General features: G+C 38.6%; 26 protein-coding genes. 25 read left to right on the top strand and 1 reads right to left on the bottom strand.

All coding sequences use genetic code 11. The annotated features are described in order from the left end of the window. Positions 1-34 precede the first annotated feature (34 nt). The 18 genes from cls (at position 35) to FTX43_RS08595 (ending at position 16,419) form a co-directional block, all read left to right on the top strand. A complete protein-coding gene (gene cls / locus FTX43_RS08510; protein ID WP_002313495.1) occupies positions 35-1,483 on the top strand; it encodes a cardiolipin synthase in 1,449 nt (482 codons plus the stop codon). 336 nt (positions 1,484-1,819) lie between these two features. Further along, on the top strand, positions 1,820-2,677 hold the full coding sequence (locus FTX43_RS08515; RefSeq protein ID WP_002292763.1) for a phosphate ABC transporter substrate-binding protein PstS: 858 nt from the start codon (positions 1,820-1,822) through the stop codon (positions 2,675-2,677). Positions 2,678-2,791: 114 nt separating this feature from the next. Beyond that, a complete protein-coding gene (pstC, locus tag FTX43_RS08520) occupies positions 2,792-3,712 on the top strand; it encodes a phosphate ABC transporter permease subunit PstC (RefSeq protein ID WP_147606984.1) in 921 nt (306 codons plus the stop codon). Next, the gene (gene pstA / locus FTX43_RS08525) at positions 3,712-4,596 is read left to right on the top strand and encodes a phosphate ABC transporter permease PstA (RefSeq protein ID WP_002292759.1); all 885 of its coding nucleotides are present in this window, start codon (positions 3,712-3,714) and stop codon (positions 4,594-4,596) included. Before pstC ends, pstA begins: the two co-directional genes overlap by 1 nt. 14 nt (positions 4,597-4,610) lie before the next feature. Beyond that, positions 4,611-5,417, top strand: coding sequence for a phosphate ABC transporter ATP-binding protein PstB (gene pstB, locus FTX43_RS08530; RefSeq protein ID WP_002292758.1), 807 nt, complete (start codon positions 4,611-4,613; stop codon positions 5,415-5,417). Between the two features lie 15 nt (positions 5,418-5,432). Further along, the gene (gene pstB, locus FTX43_RS08535) at positions 5,433-6,191 is read left to right on the top strand and encodes a phosphate ABC transporter ATP-binding protein PstB (protein ID WP_002292757.1); all 759 of its coding nucleotides are present in this window, start codon (positions 5,433-5,435) and stop codon (positions 6,189-6,191) included. Between the two features lie 12 nt (positions 6,192-6,203). Then, positions 6,204-6,881, top strand: coding sequence for a phosphate signaling complex protein PhoU (phoU, locus tag FTX43_RS08540; RefSeq protein ID WP_002289490.1), 678 nt, complete (start codon positions 6,204-6,206; stop codon positions 6,879-6,881). A 94-nt stretch (positions 6,882-6,975) separates the two neighbouring features. Next, positions 6,976-8,010 carry a YibE/F family protein gene (locus FTX43_RS08545; RefSeq protein WP_002292755.1) on the top strand — a complete coding sequence of 345 codons (1,035 nt, stop codon included), beginning with the start codon at positions 6,976-6,978 and terminating at the stop codon, positions 8,008-8,010. Further along, complete coding sequence (locus tag FTX43_RS08550; RefSeq protein ID WP_002292754.1) at positions 8,007-8,774, top strand: YibE/F family protein; 768 nt, start codon at positions 8,007-8,009, stop codon at positions 8,772-8,774. The genes FTX43_RS08545 and FTX43_RS08550 overlap by 4 nt, the downstream gene beginning before the upstream one ends. 99 nt (positions 8,775-8,873) lie before the next feature. Next, complete coding sequence (gene liaX, locus FTX43_RS08555) at positions 8,874-10,442, top strand: daptomycin-sensing surface protein LiaX (RefSeq protein ID WP_002292753.1); 1,569 nt, start codon at positions 8,874-8,876, stop codon at positions 10,440-10,442. Positions 10,443-10,617: 175 nt separating this feature from the next. Further along, positions 10,618-10,926 (top strand): PspC domain-containing protein, encoded by a 309-nt coding sequence (locus tag FTX43_RS08560; RefSeq protein ID WP_002292752.1) that lies wholly within the window; start codon positions 10,618-10,620, stop codon positions 10,924-10,926. Further along, positions 10,926-11,276: a phage holin family protein gene (locus FTX43_RS08565; protein ID WP_002303620.1), complete on the top strand. Its 351-nt coding sequence runs from the start codon at positions 10,926-10,928 to the stop codon at positions 11,274-11,276. The genes FTX43_RS08560 and FTX43_RS08565 overlap by 1 nt, the downstream gene beginning before the upstream one ends. Positions 11,277-11,442: 166 nt before the next feature. Further along, on the top strand, positions 11,443-12,381 hold the full coding sequence (gene hprK, locus FTX43_RS08570; RefSeq protein ID WP_002289568.1) for an HPr(Ser) kinase/phosphatase: 939 nt from the start codon (positions 11,443-11,445) through the stop codon (positions 12,379-12,381). Positions 12,382-12,395: 14 nt separating this feature from the next. Then, on the top strand, positions 12,396-13,226 hold the full coding sequence (gene lgt, locus FTX43_RS08575) for a prolipoprotein diacylglyceryl transferase (protein WP_002291644.1): 831 nt from the start codon (positions 12,396-12,398) through the stop codon (positions 13,224-13,226). Between the two features lie 43 nt (positions 13,227-13,269). Next, a complete protein-coding gene (locus tag FTX43_RS08580) occupies positions 13,270-14,295 on the top strand; it encodes an NAD(P)H-dependent glycerol-3-phosphate dehydrogenase (RefSeq protein WP_002340896.1) in 1,026 nt (341 codons plus the stop codon). Positions 14,296-14,309: 14 nt separating this feature from the next. After that, positions 14,310-15,248, top strand: coding sequence for a UTP--glucose-1-phosphate uridylyltransferase GalU (gene galU / locus FTX43_RS08585; RefSeq protein WP_002291647.1), 939 nt, complete (start codon positions 14,310-14,312; stop codon positions 15,246-15,248). 125 nt (positions 15,249-15,373) lie between these two features. Then, positions 15,374-15,814 carry a DUF948 domain-containing protein gene (locus FTX43_RS08590; RefSeq protein ID WP_002335987.1) on the top strand — a complete coding sequence of 147 codons (441 nt, stop codon included), beginning with the start codon at positions 15,374-15,376 and terminating at the stop codon, positions 15,812-15,814. Positions 15,815-15,816: 2 nt separating this feature from the next. Beyond that, the gene (locus FTX43_RS08595) at positions 15,817-16,419 is read left to right on the top strand and encodes a YtxH domain-containing protein (RefSeq protein WP_002291650.1); all 603 of its coding nucleotides are present in this window, start codon (positions 15,817-15,819) and stop codon (positions 16,417-16,419) included. A gap of 60 nt (positions 16,420-16,479) precedes the next feature. On the opposite strand, the gene FTX43_RS08600 is transcribed toward FTX43_RS08595, so the two are convergent. Beyond that, complete coding sequence (locus FTX43_RS08600) at positions 16,480-17,583, bottom strand: aminopeptidase P family protein (RefSeq protein WP_002329485.1); 1,104 nt, start codon at positions 17,581-17,583, stop codon at positions 16,480-16,482. 209 nt (positions 17,584-17,792) lie between these two features. Here FTX43_RS08600 and ccpA point away from each other — a divergent pair, with 209 nt between their 5' ends. The 7 genes from ccpA (at position 17,793) to FTX43_RS08635 (ending at position 21,173) form a co-directional block, all read left to right on the top strand. Further along, positions 17,793-18,794, top strand: a complete 1,002-nt coding sequence (ccpA, locus tag FTX43_RS08605) for a catabolite control protein A (protein WP_002291653.1) — start codon at positions 17,793-17,795, stop codon at positions 18,792-18,794. A 353-nt stretch (positions 18,795-19,147) separates the two neighbouring features. Beyond that, entirely contained in the window at positions 19,148-19,543 is a 396-nt protein-coding gene (locus FTX43_RS08610; protein ID WP_016853050.1) for a hypothetical protein, read from the top strand. Beyond that, entirely contained in the window at positions 19,540-19,794 is a 255-nt protein-coding gene (locus FTX43_RS08615) for a hypothetical protein (RefSeq protein WP_002340894.1), read from the top strand. The genes FTX43_RS08610 and FTX43_RS08615 overlap by 4 nt, the downstream gene beginning before the upstream one ends. Before the next feature lie 43 nt (positions 19,795-19,837). Further along, a complete protein-coding gene (locus tag FTX43_RS08620) occupies positions 19,838-20,233 on the top strand; it encodes a hypothetical protein (protein WP_002340893.1) in 396 nt (131 codons plus the stop codon). Next, positions 20,230-20,484: a hypothetical protein gene (locus FTX43_RS08625; RefSeq protein WP_147606987.1), complete on the top strand. Its 255-nt coding sequence runs from the start codon at positions 20,230-20,232 to the stop codon at positions 20,482-20,484. The genes FTX43_RS08620 and FTX43_RS08625 overlap by 4 nt, the downstream gene beginning before the upstream one ends. Positions 20,485-20,526: 42 nt before the next feature. After that, the gene (locus FTX43_RS08630) at positions 20,527-20,922 is read left to right on the top strand and encodes a hypothetical protein (protein ID WP_002335983.1); all 396 of its coding nucleotides are present in this window, start codon (positions 20,527-20,529) and stop codon (positions 20,920-20,922) included. Continuing rightward, positions 20,919-21,173, top strand: coding sequence for a hypothetical protein (locus FTX43_RS08635; protein ID WP_016853049.1), 255 nt, complete (start codon positions 20,919-20,921; stop codon positions 21,171-21,173). Before FTX43_RS08630 ends, FTX43_RS08635 begins: the two co-directional genes overlap by 4 nt. Positions 21,174-21,213: the final 40 nt, after the last annotated feature.

The following is a 21,213-nucleotide window of genomic DNA, read 5'->3' on the forward strand; positions in this document are numbered from 1 at the left end:
GTATTCTTAAGTTGGTAGAAAAAGAGGTGAAGCCGTGAAGATTATCGTTGACAATTTTTTTACGATCCTTTTGATTATGAATATTTTGCTTTCCTTTATTATCGTTTTTCGAGAAAGAAAGGAAACTGCGCAAACATGGGCATGGCTGCTCGTTTTGATGTTCATTCCAGTTGTAGGATTTATTTTATATATTTTTTTAGGAAGAGGGATTTCCAAAGAGAAAATCTTTGATTTGAAGATCCAAGGGAAAATCGGTAAGAATCTAGAAATCGAAGAAGATAAACAAGCATTGATGCGAGGACTTTATCCTCATCCGCCTACTGGACAAGTAGATGTGAAACAATTGATCTATATGCTTACTGTATTTGAAAGTACGCTTTATACGACTAAAAATGAAATCACTTTATTTACAGATGGTCGTGAAAAATTCGATGCGCTGATCGAGGATATCAAACAGGCAGAAGACCATATCCATTTCCAATATTATATTTACCGCAGTGATACATTAGGTGAAGAAGTTCGAGAGGCATTGACAGAGGCAGCAAGACGCGGAGTAAAAGTCAGAGTCCTTCTTGATGCATGGGGTTCCACACAAGTTTCTTCTAGTTTTTTTCAGAATTTGAAAAAAGCAGGTGGAGAAGTCGCATTTTTCTTTCCTCTATTCGTTCCGTATATCAATCCTCGAATCAATTATCGCAATCATCGTAAAATCGTAGTGATTGATGGGAAAATCGGATATACAGGTGGGTTCAATGTTGGAAACGAATATCTAGGATTGGTAAAGAAATTTGGTTATTGGCGAGACAATCATCTGCGTATCTATGGAGAAGCGGTTTACACCTTGCAAAACCGTTTTTTGATGGACTGGAATTCTCAGCATACAAAAGAAGTAGGATATTCACCGGAATTTTTCCCGACCATTCATTCTACAGGTGATATGGCTGTTCAAATCGTGACAAGCGGACCAGATACCGAACATGAGCAAATCAAAATGACATATTTGAAAATGATTTCGTTAGCCAAACGGGAGATATTGATCCAAACGCCGTATTACATACCGGATGGATCGATTCATGAGGCATTGAAGTTGGCTCTTCTCTCAGGCGTAAAAGTCCATATCCAAATACCTAACAAACCAGATCATCTTCTCGTTTACTGGGCAACGTATTCTTTCGCTGCAGAGCTGATCGATTATGGGGCAAGAATCGAAACATATGAAAATGGATTTATCCATGCAAAGACGATGATTATCGATGGCGGCATCGTTTCCGTTGGTTCAGCTAATATCGACGTTCGCTCATTTAGATTGGATTTTGAAGTCAATACACTGATCTATGATGAACGAATGGCTTCTCGCGTAAGAAAAGCATTCTTTGAAGATTCAAAGATTTCGACGCATCTCACAAAAGAAGTGTATGAAAACCGAGGGATGATGATCAAGATGAAAGAAGGATTAGCAAGACTGATTTCGCCGCTCCTTTAAAATACAAAAAGGACAGGAGAGCCATCAATAGATGGAAATCTCGTGTCCTTTTTTCTCGGGGCCATTTCTGAGAGTACGTCAGAAATGGAGAAAGCGTCTCGCATGAGCGAAATTAACTTTGGGGTATCTCTTGTTTTTTGGGGAAAGCAAGAAATAAGCTAATATATGCTATTAAAAGAGACACATTTCAAAGCCAGTATAGCATAGAAACTTTTAATGAGATAGCTTTTTTTGCAATTATGAGAATTTATTTTGTTATTTAATGGTTTTGATTCGTTTTCATCAAGTAATGAAAATGATAGAATAGACATACTTTAGGATTAAAGGAGATTTCTAATGAAAAAACTAAAATTATTCTTACCAATAATAGGATTAGCTATTCTTTTATCAGGCTGTTCAAAGTGGATTGATCGAGGAGAATCCATTACTGCAGTTGGCTCTTCTGCCTTACAGCCTTTAGTAGAAACGGTTGCTGAAACCTACCAGACAGAAAATCCTGGAAAATTCATCAATGTACAAGGGGGCGGAAGCGGAACTGGGTTGTCTCAAGTACAGTCAGGAGCAGTCGATATCGGAAATTCTGATTTATTCGCGGAAGAAAAATCAGGGATTGATGCTTCGGCATTAGTCGATCATCGAGTAGCAGTTGTTGGAATCACTCCTATTGTGAACAAGGATATTGGCGTAAAAGATATCAGTATGGAAAACCTGAAAAAATTATTTACGGGCGAGATCAAAAACTGGAGTGAAGTCGGTGGGAAAGATCAGCCAGTAGTTATATTGAACCGTGCATCAGGAAGCGGGACCCGTAGTACGTTTGAAAAATGGGTATTGGACGGAGAAACAGCTGTTCAGGCACAGGAACAAGATTCAAGCGGAATGGTGCGCCAAATCGTTGCGGACACACCCGGAGCAATTAGCTATGTTGCTTTTTCTTACGTTTCCGATGATGTGGATACGTTGAACGTTAACGGTGTGGAACCAACAGATGAAAATGTGACAACGAACAAATGGACGATTTGGGCATATGAGCATATGTACACAAGAGACCATCCAAAAAAACTGACAAAAGAATTTTTAGACTATATCTTATCTGATGAAGTACAAGATAATATTGTCGGAGAGCTAGGCTATATCCCTGTTTCACATATGAAAGTTGAACGTGATTGGCAAGGAAACATTGTTAAAGAGTAATCTTTACACAAAATTTACAAACTTAGCTAAACTTTTACATGTTATTAAAACCAAATTGATGTTCAATTTGTACACTGAGTGAGTATGTTAAACCTGATTAAGGGGGAGTCATCTGTGGAAGATGTGAAAAAAGTATTATTAACAAAATCAAAACGTTCAAAAATGGAACAGCGCGGAAAATTTATTAGTTTTTTATGTATCGCGCTGATCGTGTTGGTTGTATTATCTATTTTTTATTTTGTCGCTAGTAAAGGTTTGGCCACCTTTTTTACTGATAAGATCAATGTATTTGATTTTCTGTTTGGTACAGATTGGAATCCGAGCCAAATCGGAGCAAATGGGAAACCAATGGTAGGGGCATTGCCTATGATCACAGGTTCATTTATTGTGACTTTTTTATCAGCTATCGTTGCCACACCATTTGCTATCGGAGCAGCAGTATTCATGACGGAGATTTCTCCTAAAAACGGAATGAAGATCTTGCAACCGGTCATCGAACTACTTGTAGGTATTCCATCTGTCGTTTACGGATTTATCGGTCTATCTGTTATCGTTCCTTTTGTTAGAAGTATCTTTGGCGGGACAGGGTTCGGTATCTTAGCTGGTACATTTGTGTTATTCGTTATGATCTTACCGACTGTCACAACGATGACTGTGGATGCATTAAAGGCAGTGCCACGGCACTATCGGGAAGCTTCATTAGCGCTAGGTGCCACAAGATGGCAAACAATCTACAAAGTGGTGCTGCGAGCAGCAGTGCCCGGGATTTTAACAGCAGTCGTTTTTGGTATGGCTCGTGCGTTTGGCGAAGCCTTAGCTATCCAAATGGTTATTGGTAATGCGGCATTAATGCCAACAGGACTTACTACTCCTGCTTCTACATTGACGTCCATCTTGACAATGGGAATCGGAAATACAATCATGGGAACAGTTGAAAATAATGTGTTATGGTCATTAGCGCTGATCTTGCTATTGATGTCATTATTCTTTAATATCGTGATCCGTATGATTGGGAAGAAAGGAGAGCTGAAATAATGAACGCAAAACGCTCAGATAAAATTGCTACAGGTGTTCTATATGTGGTTTCAGGGATCATCGTATTGATCTTAGCAGCTTTATTACTTTATATCTTAGTTCGAGGAATACCGCACATTTCATGGTCTTTCTTGACTGAACCTTCCAAAGCCTACCAAGAAGGCGGTGGTATCGGGATTCAACTGTTTAACTCGATTTATTTGCTTTTGATTACCATGATCATCAGTTTTCCTATTTCTTTAGGTGCGGGTATCTATCTTTCAGAATATGCCGGAAAAAACTGGCTGACAGACGTGATCCGTACGTCTATCGAGATCTTGAGTTCTTTGCCTTCTGTTGTTGTCGGTTTATTCGGTTTCTTGGTTTTCGTTATTCAATTCCAGTATGGTTTCTCAATCATTTCTGGTGCATTGGCTTTGACCGTATTCAACCTGCCTCTTTTGACTCGAACGGTCGAGGAATCTTTACAAGCGGTCCATTACACACAACGAGAAGCTGGATTGGCGTTAGGTTTGTCACGCTGGGAAACAGTGATAAAAGTGGTTGTTCCAGAAGCAACACCAGGAATTTTGACTGGTGTGATCCTAAGTTCAGGAAGAATTTTTGGTGAAGCTGCCGCATTGATTTATACAGCTGGTCAAAGCGCGCCAGCATTAGATTTTACGAACTGGAATCCATTAAGTGTTTCTAGTCCGATTAGCATTTTCCGCCAAGCTGAAACACTGGCTGTCCATATTTGGAAGATCAACACAGAAGGTACGATGCCTGATGGTGTTTCTGTTTCGGCTGGTGCTTCTGCCGTGTTGATCATTGCTGTTTTACTGTTCAACTTCGGCGCTCGTGCGATTGGCAAACGATTATACCGAAAAATGACTTCAGCTTAAGGAGAAGAAGTAAGATGAAAAAATATAATTGGAATGAAACAAATGTCATTACCATGCCAAAAGAGAAGGAAGTAGCATTATATACGAATGATCTGCATGTTTGGTATGGCGACAATGAAGCAATCAAGGGAGTGGATCTAGAGTTCGAAAAAAATAAGATCACTGCATTGATTGGCCCCTCTGGCTGCGGAAAATCCACGTATCTTCGTTCTTTGAATCGTATGAATGATGGGATCGCTAATACGAAAATCACTGGAAAGATCATGTATAAAGACGTGGATATCAATGCGCCTCAAGTGGATGTTTATGAAATGCGCAAACGGATCGGCATGGTGTTCCAACGCCCCAACCCTTTTAGCAAATCGATTTATGACAATATAACTTTTGCTTTGAAACAACATGGTGAAAAAAACAAGAAGAAATTAGATGAAATCGTTGAAACAAGCTTGAAACAAGCAGCTTTGTGGGATCAAGTAAAAGATAGCTTGGATAAAAGTGCTTTGGCTTTATCTGGCGGACAACAGCAACGTTTGTGTATCGCTCGTGCAATTGCGATGAAACCCGATATCTTGCTGTTAGACGAGCCGGCAAGTGCCTTGGATCCTATTTCGACAGGAACGGTTGAAGAAACACTTGTAAACTTGAAAGAAGACTACACGATCATCATCGTGACGCATAATATGCAACAAGCAGCTCGTATCAGCGACTACACTGCCTTTTTCTATCTAGGAAAAGTAATGGAATATGACAAAACAAACAAGATATTTACCAGACCAAAAATTCAGGCAACCGAAGATTATGTGTCCGGTCATTTTGGTTAAGACGGAGGCCTCAACATGACAAAAGAAATTATCTCATCCAAAGATCTTCATCTGTATTATGGAAAGAAAGAAGCACTAAAGGGAATCGATCTAAGTTTCAATCAAGGTGAAATCACAGCGATGATCGGTCCTTCTGGTTGCGGGAAATCTACCTATCTACGTTCGTTGAATCGAATGAACGATCTGATTCCAAATGTAACGATCACCGGAAGTGTTTTATATAAAGACAAAGACATCTATGGTCCGAAAACAGATGTTGTTGAACTAAGAAAAGAAATCGGCATGGTGTTCCAGCAGCCAAATCCATTTCCTTTTTCTATTTATGAAAATGTCATCTATGGATTGAAGTTAAAAGGAGAAAAAGATAAAAAAGTCCTTGATCAAGTAGTGGAAGAAAGTCTGAAGGCAGCGTCTGTTTGGGAGGATGTGAAGGATAAACTGCATAAAAGTGCCTTGTCTTTATCCGGTGGGCAGCAGCAGCGTGTATGTATCGCACGTGTTTTGGCAGTGAATCCCGAAATCATCTTATTGGATGAACCAACTAGTGCACTTGACCCTGTTTCTACTGGGAAAATCGAAAGTATGCTGTTAGAATTAAGAGAGCGGTATACGATGATCATCGTGACCCATAATATGTCTCAAGCTTCACGTATTTCAGATAAGACGGCATTCTTTTTAGATGGTCACTTGATCGAATACAACGATACGAAGAAGATATTCATGAATCCAGAAAAACAAGAGACAGAAGATTATATTTCAGGTCGATTTGGATAAGGAGGAAACGGAATGCTACGTACACAATTTGAAGAAGAATTGCTGAATCTCCATAATCAGTTCTACGAAATGGGGATGATGGTGAGCAGCGCTGTGCACAAGTCAGTTCGTGCATACATCAAACACGATAAAATCTTAGCTCAAGAAGTTATCGAAAACGATATAAATATCAATAATATGGAAACGCGTTTGGAGAAAAAAAGTTTTGAAATGATTGCATTGCAACAGCCAGTTACAACTGACTTGCGTATGATTATCACGGTCATGAAAGCTAGCTCTGATTTAGAACGTATGGCCGATCATGCGGTGTCCGTTGCTAAATCTACAATCCGCGTAAAAGGACAGACGAGAATACCGGAAATCGAAAAAGAGATCTCCGATATGTCCGATTACGTGAAAAAAATGGTGGACAACGTCCTAGTTGCATATGTCAAAACAGACGAAAAAGACGCGCGTACGATCGCCAATATGGATCAAAGAGTCAATGACTATTTCAATCGAATCTATAATGCAACCATCAAAAACATGCAAGAAAATCCTGAAACAGTCATCAGTGGAACAGACTATTTGAATGTTGCCAGTTATCTAGAACGAATCGGAGACTATGTGACAAACATCTGTGAATGGATCGTCTACTTGGCTACAGGGAAAATCACTGAGTTAAATACGAACCACAATGAGATTTTCTAAACTGAAGTTGTGATTCTGCTGTTTATTCGGGAATAGGGTTTGTGACAAAACATGTCACAAACCCTTTTCATTATTCCAATAGAAAGGATAAAGAATGCAAAAAAAGATTAGCATCATCATCACTCTATTTTTTATTTGTATACTTGCTTCATGGTTTATTCAGCGTCAAGCTGCTCTATATGACGTACCTGTTATCGAGATCGAAAGAGTGAGAATAGAAGAGGATCAGCAATTGATTACAGGAAGATTGATGAACACGGACCAAAAAGGAGAAGTGATTTCTTTATCGGCTCCTTATCAAAAAAATCAAATCGAAACAGCAAATATAACAACAAGACAAATCTATCTTGTCCAAATGCATGGAGATGAATGGCAACTAGTAGCAAAAAAAAATGATGGCTGGCTTTTTTTCTTTACAAGTATCTTCATTGGCACCATGTTGCTTATTGGTGGAAAACAGGGTGTATTTGCTTTGGGAAGTCTCATCGTCAACATCGTTTTACTTTTACTTTTGTTGCTCCTCTTTACCAAAACAGAAGGTATTTCTCTCTTAAATATAGCAATCTTATTTGTCGTTATAGGGATAATCGTTAGTATATTGGCGTTAGACGGATGGAATAGAAGCAGTATAATCAAAATTTCGGCTGCAGTTACAAGTGTTTTTTTAGCATTTTTTATTTGTCTTTTGACAATGAATCATTGGAAAGATCAAGGACTGCGCTATGAAGAACTGAATTATCTGACACGACCGTATCGTTCTGTTTTTCTTTCCAGCGTGCTGATTGGGACAGCTGGAGGGACACTGGATACCGTGATCACAGTCATTGCGACATTAGAAGAATTGACCAAGCAACAACCGAAAATATCAGCGAAACAGTTATGGCTTTCAGGAAGGCAAGTGGGCCGAGATGTGATTGGTTCGATGGCTAATATCCTTTTATTCGTCTATATCAGCGGAGCGATTCCATCGCTTCTGTTATATTTAGGAAATCAATGGTCTTTCAAAGAAACGGTAGAACAACATTTATCATTAGAATTTTTACGCGTCATTGCTGGCAGCTTAGGAATAGTATTATCAATCCCCATCGCGGTCCTCTTTTTTCTCGCTGTAAGGAGGTTAAAAAAATGAATGTACTTATTATACTTGTTGGGATTTTTGCAATTAGTGTGCTATTTGTCGGTGGTACGCAAGGTATGTATATTCTTTTAGGATTATTCATTAATTTAGGAATCTTTTTCCTATTATTATTCGGCTATCATCAGAAGTGGCCGATATTGGTATTGTCGATTATAGGATTCCTATTGATCGCTGTGGTTATCTTATTTTTTATCAACGGTTATAATCTGAAAATGCGAGCCGCTTTTGCCAGTATACTGATCTTTTTGTTTTGTTTCCTACTATTGATTCCTATCACTGATTTTTTAGCGATCCAAGGGTTTACTTCGATAGAACTAGAAGAACTATCTGGCTTAGATAAGACGTTAGCAATTGATTTTAGACTACTTGCGAGGTCGTTGCTTCTGATCAGTCTTAGCGGTGCTGTTTTAGATGCGAGTGTAGCGATTTCTAGTGGAACATTCGAAGTATATCAGGCAAATCCGCATTTGTCTTTTAACCAATTGCGCCATGCTAGTTTTGCCATTGCTAAAAAAATATTGGCGTCAACAGTGATGACTCTTCTTTTTGCGTTTATGGGGAGTTCTTTAGCGTTGATTCTTTGGTTCATTGATTTAGACATTCCTTTTCAGCAAATAATCAATGAAAAATCATTTGTCTTGGAATATACGATGGCTATCCTTACCACATTGGCCGCACTACTTGTCCTGCCCTTAACTTGCGTGACTACAGCATATCTCTTTACAAAAAAGAAAGAACATCTCAAGATGGAGTAAAAGTTACAACTTAAGTCCTATGACATTTTTACTGAATCAGTGCATAATATGGATGTAAGGAAAAGCTTGCAAACAATTTTGCTTAAGGAGGCAATTTCCATGAAAGAAAGAGAACGTATTTTAGACTTAGTGAAAAAAGGAATCCTTTCGACTGAAGAAGGCTTAGATTTATTAGAAAGCATGGCAACTGAAAAAGACGAAAAACAAATCAAAAAAGAAGCAGACAAGGTAACTGCTAGTCATAAAGAAAAAGATCAGGCAAGTCAATTGATCGATGAACTTGAAAACGGTGAAGAAAGAATTTCTGAGCCAGTTGATCCAAAAGAAAAAGAAAGACAAGATCAAGAAAACTTAGAAAAGATCTTAGATGAACTAGCAACTGAAGCGAATAAAACTTCGGCGCGTCTAGACGAAGTAAATGCTCAATTTGCTGACAATAAGGCAGCACGTAATGAGAAACAGGAAGCATTGATGCAGCTGAATACAAAAGAAGAATTAGGCGAATTGACAGAAGAAGAATTAGCACAGCGTCAAACGTTAGAAGCAGAAATCAAAGAGTTAGAAGCAACCGGCGATACACTATTAGAAGAACAATTGAAGCTGGAAGCAGAATTAAAAGATATCCGCAAGAACCAATGGTCTGAGAAAAAAGAAACGTTTACGGATAAGTTTGAATTGCCAGATGATTGGAAAGATCAAGCGACAGATACGCTGAATCAAGTAGGCGAAAAAATGTCAGAAGCTGGATCACAGTTAGGCAAATTCTTGAAGAAAACATTCCAAACTGTTTCAGAAACAGTAAATGACAACATGGAATGGAAAGATGTCAGCTTACGTGTCCCTGGAATTGCGACAACGAAATTTGAACACGAATTTTACTATGAAGCTCCTGCAGCAAGTATCCTTGATATCAAGGCAGCAAACGGAAACGTGACGTTAAAAACGTGGGACAGTGATGATGTGAAAGTGGAAGCTAAGATCAAACTTTACGGAAAAATGGGTGCTGAACCATTTGAAGCATTCTCTGAACGGAGCCAGATCGAGGTCAATGAAGATCATATCTCCTTCCAAATTCCAAATAAGCGTGTGCGTGCAGACCTTGTTTTCTACTTGCCTAAACGAGTATACGACCATGCAGCTATCAAACTTCTAAATGGCAACATCATGATTGAGACATTGGAAGCTAAAGATATTTATACAAAATCTACGAATGGGAACATCATCGTGAACCAATTAACTGCAACGATGTTGGAAGTAGAAGGTGTAAACGGCAATATCGATATTCGAAACGGGAACATCTTAGATTCTATTATCGAAACAGTAAACGGCACAGTGACATTTGGTGCCACACCAGAAAACCTTTCTGTGTCTTTAGTAAATGGTGATGTACGTCTTACGATTAAAGAAGATAATTTGAAAAAAGTAGAAGCAAGTTCAGTGAACGGGAATGTCAAAGTTGCTTTACCAGATACCATCGGTTTGGAAGGACACGCTAAAACAAGTCTTGGAAGCATCAACAGCCGTCTGTCCAATTACGAAGTAGTTCGTGAGAAAAAAGAACGGACAAACCAAATGTTGCAATTCCGCCGTGTTTCAGATGATGAGATCGCGCAAGTGCAACTTTCAACGACAACAGGAAGTATCTATTTAAAAGATACAGATAAATAAAGAGGTTGTGAAAGAGATGTTCAGCCTTGAGCAATAAGAAGCGATTTTGTAAAATAGCTTCCCCTATTTTACAAAATTGTGCCTTATTGCCGATAGGCTATCTCTTGAACACCGATTAAGAAGAAGGTTGTCACAACGATTTTCTTCATTTAAAATAGTAGAACAGAGGTGAGACATGATGAAAAAAAAGTTGACAAAATCCAATAAAAATGTTGTTTTGACAGGTACTTTAGCAGGGATTGGGGAATATATCGGGATTGATCCCACTGTTATCCGTGTGCTTTATGTATTCCTAAGCTTAGTTGCTTTTGGAAGTCCAATCATTTTATACATTTTATTAGCTTTGATTATCCCATCTGCGCGTTCTGCACGAACAAACTATGGACATAACAATGCATATTATGAAAAAAACAATTATCGTGAACAAACAAAAAAACGCAAAGAAGCGGAAAAAATCGATGATGACGAATGGAGTGACTTTTAATGTCGTACTTTCAGCGTATTTTGGTTAATACGTTAACATTCATATCGTTGGCTGTTCTTTTTCCTGCGATGGTCCATGTGAGCAGTATTTGGACAGCCGTCCTTGCCAGCTTCGTATTATCTGTGTTGAACATGTTTGTCAAACCGATTTTGACGATCCTGTCCCTGCCCTTTACATTAGTCACATTGGGATTGTTTACGTTTGTTATCAATGCAGCGATTCTTAAAATGACTTCCTTTTTTGTAGGAGCAGAACATTTTAGTTTTTCTTCATTTGGTGCAGCGTTATTCGTAGCTATCTTGATGTCACTTGTCAATGTAATCGTTAGTGAACATAACAGCAGAAAATAAAAAAAGCTGTGCCGAGATCTCGGCACAGCTTTTTTTGTTTAGAATCAAGAATGCGTTTTCTATTACATTGGTAATTAAATAAAAACGTTTTTTTTAATTGGTAGTACTTTTGGCTAGACAATGATAAAATGATAGAGAACACTCTAATAGAAATGAGGTAGCATGAATGTCAGAAGTTGTAAAAGTTAGCCAATTAGTAAAAAAATTATCTTTGGAAATCGTCACAGGCGACGAGAAAAGTTTAGACCGCGTCATCGTGACTGGGGACATCTCACGCCCAGGACTAGAGTTGACCGGTTATTTTAATTATTATTCCCATAATCGTTTACAGCTATTTGGCAGTAAAGAAATCAGTTTTGCGGAACGGATGATCCCAGAAGAGCGTTTGATCATCATGAGAAGATTATGTAGTGAAGATATGCCCGCATTTATTATTTCAAGAGGATTGCCGGCTCCGGAAGAAATGATCCAAGCAGCCAATGAAAATGGGATAGCTGTGCTGCGTTCGCCTATCTCAACGTCTCGGCTGCTAGGTGAATTATCTAGTTATTTAGATGGGCGCTTAGCCCCTCGAACAAGTGTCCACGGTGTGTTAGTCGATGTCTACGGATTAGGTGTACTAATTCAAGGGGACAGTGGGATAGGGAAAAGTGAAACGGCGTTGGAACTGATTAAGCGCGGACATCGATTGATCGCAGACGATCGAGTAGATGTCTATCAGCAAGATGAACTGACGGTAATCGGAGAACCTCCTAAAATCCTGGAACATCTGATTGAGATTCGAGGGATCGGGATCATAGATGTAATGAATCTTTTCGGTGCGAGTGCGGTACGAGGCTCTATGCAAGTCCAGTTAGCTGTTTATCTAGAAGCATGGGCGAAAGATAAGAAATACGACCGTTTGGGTTCTGAAGACACGACCGTTGAAATCGCGGAAGTGGGCATTCCACAAATAAAAATCCCTGTCAAAACAGGACGAAACGTTGCAATCATCATTGAAGTAGCCGCGATGAATTTCCGCGCGCGTACAATGGGCTTTGACGCAACGAAAACATTTGAAGAAAGATTAAGTCGCTTGATTGAAGAAAACTCAGGCAATGACTAGCAAGGAGTGACAATATGTTAGCACAAATCAATCGAGTTGCTTTTGAGCTTGTAGGAATTCCTATCTACTGGTATGCATTGATTATCGTATCAGGAATCATTATTGCCATGTGGCTCAGCAGCAGAGAAGCTGTTCGGGTAGGATTAAAAGCAGATGACGTGACAGATTTTATGTTGTGGGGATTGCCGATTTCCATTATTGGTGCCCGCTTGTATTATGTTTTATTCGATCTTCCCCAATATATAGCTGATCCAATCCAAATATTCAATATCCGTTCAGGAGGATTAGCGATTTACGGGGGATTGATTGCAGGTGCAATCACACTGTACTTTTTTACCAAATATCATTTTATTTCTTTGTGGACCTTTTTAGATATCGCTGCACCAAGTGTATTACTGGCGCAGGCAATCGGACGATGGGGAAATTTCATGAACCACGAAGCGTATGGTCCAGACACGACACGAAGTTTCTTAGAAAGTCTGCATTTACCGCAATTCATCATTGATAACATGTATATCGAAGGGATCTATCGACAACCAACCTTTCTTTATGAATCACTTTGGAGTTTGTTTGGATTTATTCTGCTTTTGGTTTTGCGGAAGAAACCGCATCTTTTGAAAAAAGGAGAAGTCCTTTTATGTTATCTAATGTGGTATAGTTTCGGACGTTTCTTTATCGAAGGATTACGCACAGACAGCCTTTACTTTTTAGGTGTGATCCGCATTTCTCAATTATTGTCTGCTGTTTTATTTGTCGGCACATTGATTCTGTTTATTTGGCGTAGAAAAAAAGGAAATTTACCGGATTATGACCGCTCATTAGGAAAAAATCAACAAATTATTTGATTTTCAGAGCGTTAAAAATGAAAAAAATTTCAGGAGTGGTAAAATGAATTATAGAGTAGCGGTTTTAGGACCAGGCTCTTGGGGGACTGCTTTAGCACAAGTCCTCGCTGAAAACGGACATGACGTTCGGATTTGGGGACATCGTGCTTCACAAGTAGAAGAAATCAACACCCAACACACCAATCAACGTTATTTACCAGATCATCATCTACCCGATTCCATCCGAGCATTCACCGATATGGAAGATGCAGTAAAAGATGCAGATGCGGTACTATTCGTTATCCCGACGAAAGCGATACGTTCTGTTGCAAAAGAACTAGTTGCCAAATTGAATACGAAGCCAGTGATCATCCATGCAAGTAAGGGATTAGAACAGGGAACGCATAAAAGAATCTCTGAAATCTTGTTAGAGGAAATCCCGACAGAAAAAAGAAAAGCTGTTGCTGTTCTTTCTGGGCCAAGCCATGCGGAAGAAGTAGCAAAGCATGACATTACGACGATCACAGCGGCAAGCACAGATGCAAAAGCAGCAAAATATGTACAAGAGCTGTTCATGAACCATTATTTTCGAATCTATACCAACCCTGATGTGATTGGTGTAGAGATGGGGGCAGCTTTGAAAAATATTATTGCCATTGGAGCTGGTGCTATTCACGGCTTAGGGTTTGGCGATAATGCAAAAGCGGCAATCATGACGCGCGGATTAGCTGAGATCAGCCGTTTAGGTGTAGCAATGGGTGCCAACCCGCTGACCTTTATTGGCTTAAGCGGAGTAGGCGATCTAGTCGTTACTTGCACAAGTGTTCATTCCAGAAACTGGCGCGCAGGCAACTTGTTAGGACAAGGACAGCCTCTAGAAGAGGTGCTAGCCAATATGGGAATGGTCGTTGAAGGTGTGAATACTACTCAAGCAGCGATGGAACTAGCCCAAATGATGGAAATCGAAATGCCCATCACTCAAACAATCTATGAAGTGCTGTATGAACAAAAAGAAATCAAAACAGCCGCAAAAGAAATCATGTTACGTGATGGGAAAAAAGAAAATGAATTCTCATTAACAATTTTTTGAAGGAGCGAATGTATATGAAAGTAAAAAAAGCAGTTATTCCAGCAGCAGGATTAGGAACAAGATTTTTACCAGCAACAAAGGCGATGGCAAAGGAAATGTTGCCAATCGTGGACAAACCAACGATCCAATTCATCGTTGAAGAAGCGTTGAAATCAGGAATCGAAGACATCTTGATCGTTACAGGAAAAGCTAAACGACCAATCGAAGATCACTTTGATTCAAATATCGAATTAGAAACAAACCTAAGTGAAAAAGGAAAAACCGAATTATTGAAATTAGTAGAAGAAACGACAGATGTCAACTTGCATTTCATCCGTCAATCTCATCCAAAGGGGTTAGGACACGCCGTTCTTCAAGCAAGAGCCTTTATTGGAAATGAACCGTTTGTCGTTATGCTAGGCGATGATATCATGGAAGACGAAGTACCATTGACACAGCAATTGATCGATGACTATGAACGTACACACGCTTCTACGATTGCCGTTATGCAAGTTCCTCACGATGAAACTTCAAAATACGGAATCATCAACCCAGGGGAAGTACTGGAAGATGGGTTATACAATGTCAAAAACTTTGTTGAAAAACCAGATCCAAGCAAAGCACCAAGTGATTTAGCTATTATTGGGCGTTACTTATTGACTCCAGAAATCTTTGATGTATTATCAGAACAACAACCAGGTGCTGGAAATGAGATCCAACTAACTGACGCAATCGATACGTTGAATAAAACACAACGCGTATTTGCCCGTAAATTCACAGGTAAACGTTATGACGTTGGTGACAAATTTGGTTTTATGAAAACAAGTATTGAATATGGTCTGACACATCCAGAAGTAGGGGCACCTTTGCGTGAATACATCATGTCTTTAGGTAAAACATTAGAAGCAGAAGGAAGCAAGATCGATCATAATCCAAAAGGAATAACAGAAATCAAAGAAGAAAAGAAAAAATAATCATTTTTTTCTAACGAGCTTCAGCTGCTAATTGAATAAAAAGTAGTTGAAGCTCGTTTTTATTTGTTTAAAAAACACGAAAATGCTATCCTTATAGAAAAGAGAGACAAGAAGGGAGTTTGATCATGTCAGGAGGAGAAATTGCAGGATTGATCGCAGCAATCGCCTTTGCGATACTTGTCGTTTTCATCGTTCGCGTATTGTTGCAAGTTTCCAAAACTTTAGAAAAAGTAGACCAGACTGTCGCAGAAGCAAATACGACAATTGAGATCGTCACAAAAGACGTAGATCTTTTATCTAGACAAGTAGAAGGCTTGCTGGTCAAAAGTAATGAGCTGCTCTTGGATATCAATGGAAAAGTCGCAACGATCGATCCATTGTTCACAGCAGTTGCTGATTTAAGTGAAAGTGTATCGGAACTTAATCATTCTAGTAAAAACATCGTGACGAAAGTCGGCGGAATCGGAAAAACGACAGCTAAAGCGACTGTTGCCGGAAAAGTCGGTGGAACAGCGATGAAATTTTTTAAAAACAAAAAACATACTGAAACGACAGGAGGAAAATAAGAATGGCTAAAAAAGGTGGATTTTTATTAGGTGCAGTAGTTGGAGGTACAGCCGCAGCAATCGCCGCATTATTGTTAGCACCCAAATCTGGTAAAGAACTTCGGGATGAATTGGCTGCTCAAGCAGATGATTTGATGGACATGGCTTCAGATTACACAGATATGGCAAAAGAAAAATCAGCTGAGTTAACAGGCATTGCAAAAGAAAAAGCGCAAGATCTTTCTCAACAAGCAGGGGATCTAGCAGGTAATGTTAAGCAAAAGGTAAGTGAATCAGCAGAGGAAGCAGGAAGTGAATCAGATGATATCTTGTTAAACCTCAAAGAACAATCAGCTGATTTATCTAATCGTTTCAAAAAAACAGCAGAAGATCTGAAAAAACCAGCAGACGAATTAGGTAGTATTGCTAAAGATACTTCAGAAGATATCATGATCGATGTAAAAGATGCTGCAGATAAAGCAGGAGAGACGGTCAATGAAGGAATGTCAGAAGCAAAACCAGTTGCAGATGACACAAAAGAAATGTTGAAAATGGCAAAAGAAGATGCAAAAGAAGCTAAAAAAGAAATGAAAGATACAATGACAGATTCGACTACCAATCACTAAGATTACTCATTTCTAGAATAAAAAGGTGAGAGCGGACCAGCTCTCACCTTTTTATTTTCATTACTCTAAAACAAGTAATTCTTTTGGTGTAGTCGTGAATGGCACACAACCATCACTTGTCACATACACACAATCTTCGATACGTACCCCTACTTTTTCAGGAATATAGATTCCTGGTTCAAGAGAGAAGCACATCCCTTCTTCGATCACTAAGTCGTTTCCTTCTACAAGAGAAGGAAATTCGTGGACGGTTGTCCCAATTCCGTGACCTAAACGGTGATTGAAATATTCGCCGTAGCCATAGCTGTTGATCACGTTTCGTGCAATTTGATCAAGTTCACCTGCTGTCACACCTGGGCGAACTGCCTCTTGTGCGGCAAGCTGTGCTTCAAGAGTGATGTTGTAGATTTTTTCTTGGAATTCTGTTGGTTTTTGATAAGCAACTGTACGAGTAGCATCACTGCAATAGCCATTCCAAACAACGCCAAGATCGAATAACACTAGTTCATTTGGTGAAACCTTCGTGCTTCCTGGTGTACCATGAGGGCTTGCAGCATTTGCTCCTGCAAGGACTAAGGTGTCGAAAGACATTTGCGAAACACCTTGTTTTTTTAATTGGTATTCGATTTCTGCGATAATTGCTTGTTCAGTTATGCCTTCTTTTACTGTTTTGAAGCCAATTTCAAAGGCAACATCGGCCCATTTACCAGCTTCGATCAGTTTGTCTTTTTCTTCTACCGTTTTGATCAGTTGCAGACGCTGGATAATAGAAGTTAGATCAGTGTAAGAATCTGTACCTGTCAAGATATCAGAGATAGCATCGAAGCGATCGACAGTCAGAGCATTCTTTTCAATCCCTACATTACCAGGTTGCCCATAGCGTGCGCGAAGCTCTTTTCCGATGATCTCCCAAGGGTTTTCGCTGTCTAAGTAGCCACGTACATCGTACGTCCAGCTGCTGTTTTGAGCATCTTCAACTTCCAGAGCAGGAGTGAAAAGGAAAGGATCTTGTTCAAGAGGGATAAAAAGAGCGAGTACACGCTCGTGAGGATCACTTTCATATCCGGAAAAGTAAGCGATGTGGCCAGGGTCGCTGATATAAGCCAATTCTACTTGGTGTTGTGCCATCCATTGACGTAGTTCATTGATTTTTACGTTATTCATTTGGCAACCTACTTTCTAAATTAATTTTGTATTCAATAATTGTACCACTGATTGATTAAAAGACCAACGTTCTTAAAACTGAAAAAAGTAAAAATTTTCATGAAAACAGAGATAAAACGGTTGCAATTGTTGAGATTATTTGATATCCTATTTTAGAAATGTAAGACGTATTTTCAGAAAACATATAAAATATGAATAGGAGAACACAAATGGAAAAGCAAACAATCACTATCTATGATGTAGCGAGAGAGGCAAATGTTTCGATGGCTACTGTTTCACGTGTCGTAAATGGCAATCCAAACGTCAAACCAGCAACAAGAAAAAAAGTCTTGGAAGTTATTGATCGCTTGGATTATCGTCCAAATGCAGTCGCACGTGGCTTGGCAAGTAAGAAAACAACAACAGTTGGGGTAATCATTCCTGATGTCAGCAATATGTTCTTTGCCTCTTTAGCACGTGGTATCGACGATGTGGCAACAATGTACAAATACAATATCATCTTAGCAAACTCAGATGGCAACGATCAAAAAGAAGTCAATGTATTGAATAATTTATTGGCTAAGCAAGTGGACGGCGTGATCTTTATGGGTCACCATATCACAGACGAAATCCGTGGAGAATTTTCACGTTCAAAAACGCCTGTTGTACTAGCTGGTTCCATTGATCCAGATGAACAAGTAGGTAGCGTAAACATTGATTATGTATCAGCAACAAAAGATGCAGTAAATAAATTAGCAAAAAGCGGCAATAAAAAAATCGCTTTTGTCAGCGGTGCGCTGATTGATCCTATCAATGGTCAAAACCGTTTAAAAGGCTATAAAGAAGCATTAAGCGAAAACAATCTACCATATAGCGAAGGATTAATCTTTGAGGCACAATACAACTTTAAAGATGGTCTGTCTCTAGTTGACCGGATCCATAATAGCGGTGCAACAGCTGTCTATGTTTCAGACGATGAATTAGCCATTGGTATCTTGGATGGTTTATTAGACCGCGGCGTAAAAGTACCAGAAGAATTCGAAATCATCACAAGCAACAATTCTTTACTGACAGAAGTAGCTCGTCCTCGTTTGACAAGTATCACACAACCATTATACGATTTAGGAGCGGTATCCATGCGCCTATTGACGAAAATGATGAATAAAGAAGAAGTCGAAGAAAAAACGATTATCTTGCCTTATGGAATCGAAGAAAAAGGATCAACTAAATAATAAAAGATCAATCATTTAAAGGTTGTTCCAAAAGTGGTCAACTTCTGGAACAACGTTTATTCGAGAAAAGGGGTTATGACAAAATTTTGTCATAACCCCTTTTTTTTGTGACTTTAAAAAAAGAGAGAATGGCGGAAACAAACCTTACGTCCATCGTATACGACACAATCTGTGCGTAGATGCTACATTTTGTTCACTACTATCAAAATTACTTTAAAATGAAAACGTGATAAAAAAGAAAGTAGAAAAGTAGATAAGTAACTCTAAAAAATTCAAAAAAATCCAAGCCCGATTGCGTACTTATCTTAAAGGAGAAACAATCCATCATACATAACCCGAAAGGAGACTTCTATTTGCCTAAGAAAAGACGAAAGACCATAGTCATCATTTTGACCATTCTTACTATAGGAATCGGAGGAAAATTTTACATGGACAAAAGAGAAGCGCAAAAACAGCAAGATTTACTCGCAGTAGAAAAACAATCCGTCAAAGTTCTGAAAAATACCTTTGCGGATATCAAAGAAGTGAAAATCGAACAATTTGAGAAAAACGACATGACAGGAATCTATGAAGCATTGATAACGATGACCAATACAGAAGGAAAAGCCGTTTATTTTGATTATAGCTTTACAAAAGAAAGCAATGAGATAGATGGCTATGGTGTTGAAAATGAAGAAGTACAAAAAGAAGGGATTACGGTTGATGAGATTATAGTTATCTATACAGATGGGAGTGAGGAAAAAGTATGACAATTACTGATAAGCAGTATAAAGGAATAAGTAATAAAGTATATTGGCTAGATCCAAAACATCCTCAATATAGTAAAAGTTACAAAGAAGGCGCCATTAAAAACTTTGGAGAAACAAAATTCCAAATTCTAAAAATCAAAGACTCATTGGACGGCATGCAGGCGATGGCTGCAGCGCCAATCGTCCATAGCAAATTGGAGAAAAATTTCAAAAATAAAAAAATTCCTGCAAACTTTCGCGTACTTAAATAATGAAGGTATCAATACCATACATAAAAAGAAAGGAGGCACGTTCTTGCCCCAGAAAATAAGAAAACGCAGCTTAGCCATTTTTTTAATCGTCATATTAGGGATCGGAGGGAAAGTCTACATGGACAAAAGAGAAGCGCAAAAACAGCAAGATTTACTCGCAGTAGAAAAACAATCCGTCAAAGTTATGAAAAATACCTTTGCGGATATCAGGGAAGTGAAGATTAACGAAGCAGGAAAAAATGAAAAAACTGGTTCTTACGGAATGCATATAACGCTAATAACTATTAATAACGAAACAGTATCTTTCTCGTATACGTTTTGGAAAGAGCAAAACAAAATCGGGAGTTATAGTATAGAAAATAGAAATATACAAAAAAAGGGAATCACTAAAGAAAAAGTAAAAGTTACTTATACAAATAAAGAGGAGGAACTAGTTTGACTATAACTGAAGAATTCTATCGGGAGTTAAGTGACAAGGTTTATTGGCTAGATCCTAAACATTCAAAATATGAGCCTGATTTAAAAATTAATAGTGAGTGGGATTTTGCGGGTGTTGAATTTAAAATCCTACAAATCAAAGACTCATTGGACTGCATGCAGGCGATGGCTGCAGCGCCAATCGTCCATAGCAAATTGGAGAAAAATTTCAAAAATAAAAAAATTCTTGCCAATTTTCGCGTACTTAAATAATGAAGGTATCAATACTTACATAGAAAGAAAGGAGGCACGTTCTTGTCTCAGAAAATAAGAAAACGCAGCTTAGCCATTTTGTTAATCGTTATATTAGGAATCGGAGGGAAAGTCTATATGGACAAAAGAGAAGCGCAAAAACAGCAAGATTTACTCGCAGTAGAAAAACAGTCAGTCAAAGTTTTGAAAAATACCTTTGCGGATATCAAGGAAGTGAAGGTAGAAGAATTTAAAAAAAACCCTGTCACCGGAAGTTATGGTGCACTTGTGACAATGACAAATAATGAAGGGAAATCTGTTTATTTTGATTATTTTTTTTCAAAACAAATGAATGAAATTAGCAGTTATGGCGTAGAAAATGAAGAAATACAAAACGAAGGGGTTACTACTCCTAAAATAAGAGTTATTTATTCTAATGGAGAGGCGGAGGAAGTGTGACAGTAAAAGACGAAGAGTATAGATATATAAGTGAACATGTTTATTGGCTAGATCCAAAACATCCTCAATATAGTAAAAGTTACAAAGAAGGCGCCATTAAAAACTTTGGAGAAACAAAATTCCAAATCCTAAAAATCAAAGACTCATTGGATGGCATGCAGGCGATGGCTGCAGCGCCAATCGTCCATAGCAAATTGGAGAAAAATTTCAAAAATAAAAAAATTCCTGCAAACTTTCGCGTACTTAAATAATGAAGGTGTCAATACTTACATACATAAAAAGAAAGGAGGC

This window comes from Enterococcus sp. DA9 (genome assembly GCF_008000875.1).
Classification (GTDB): Bacteria; Bacillota; Bacilli; order Lactobacillales; family Enterococcaceae; genus Enterococcus_B; species Enterococcus_B lactis.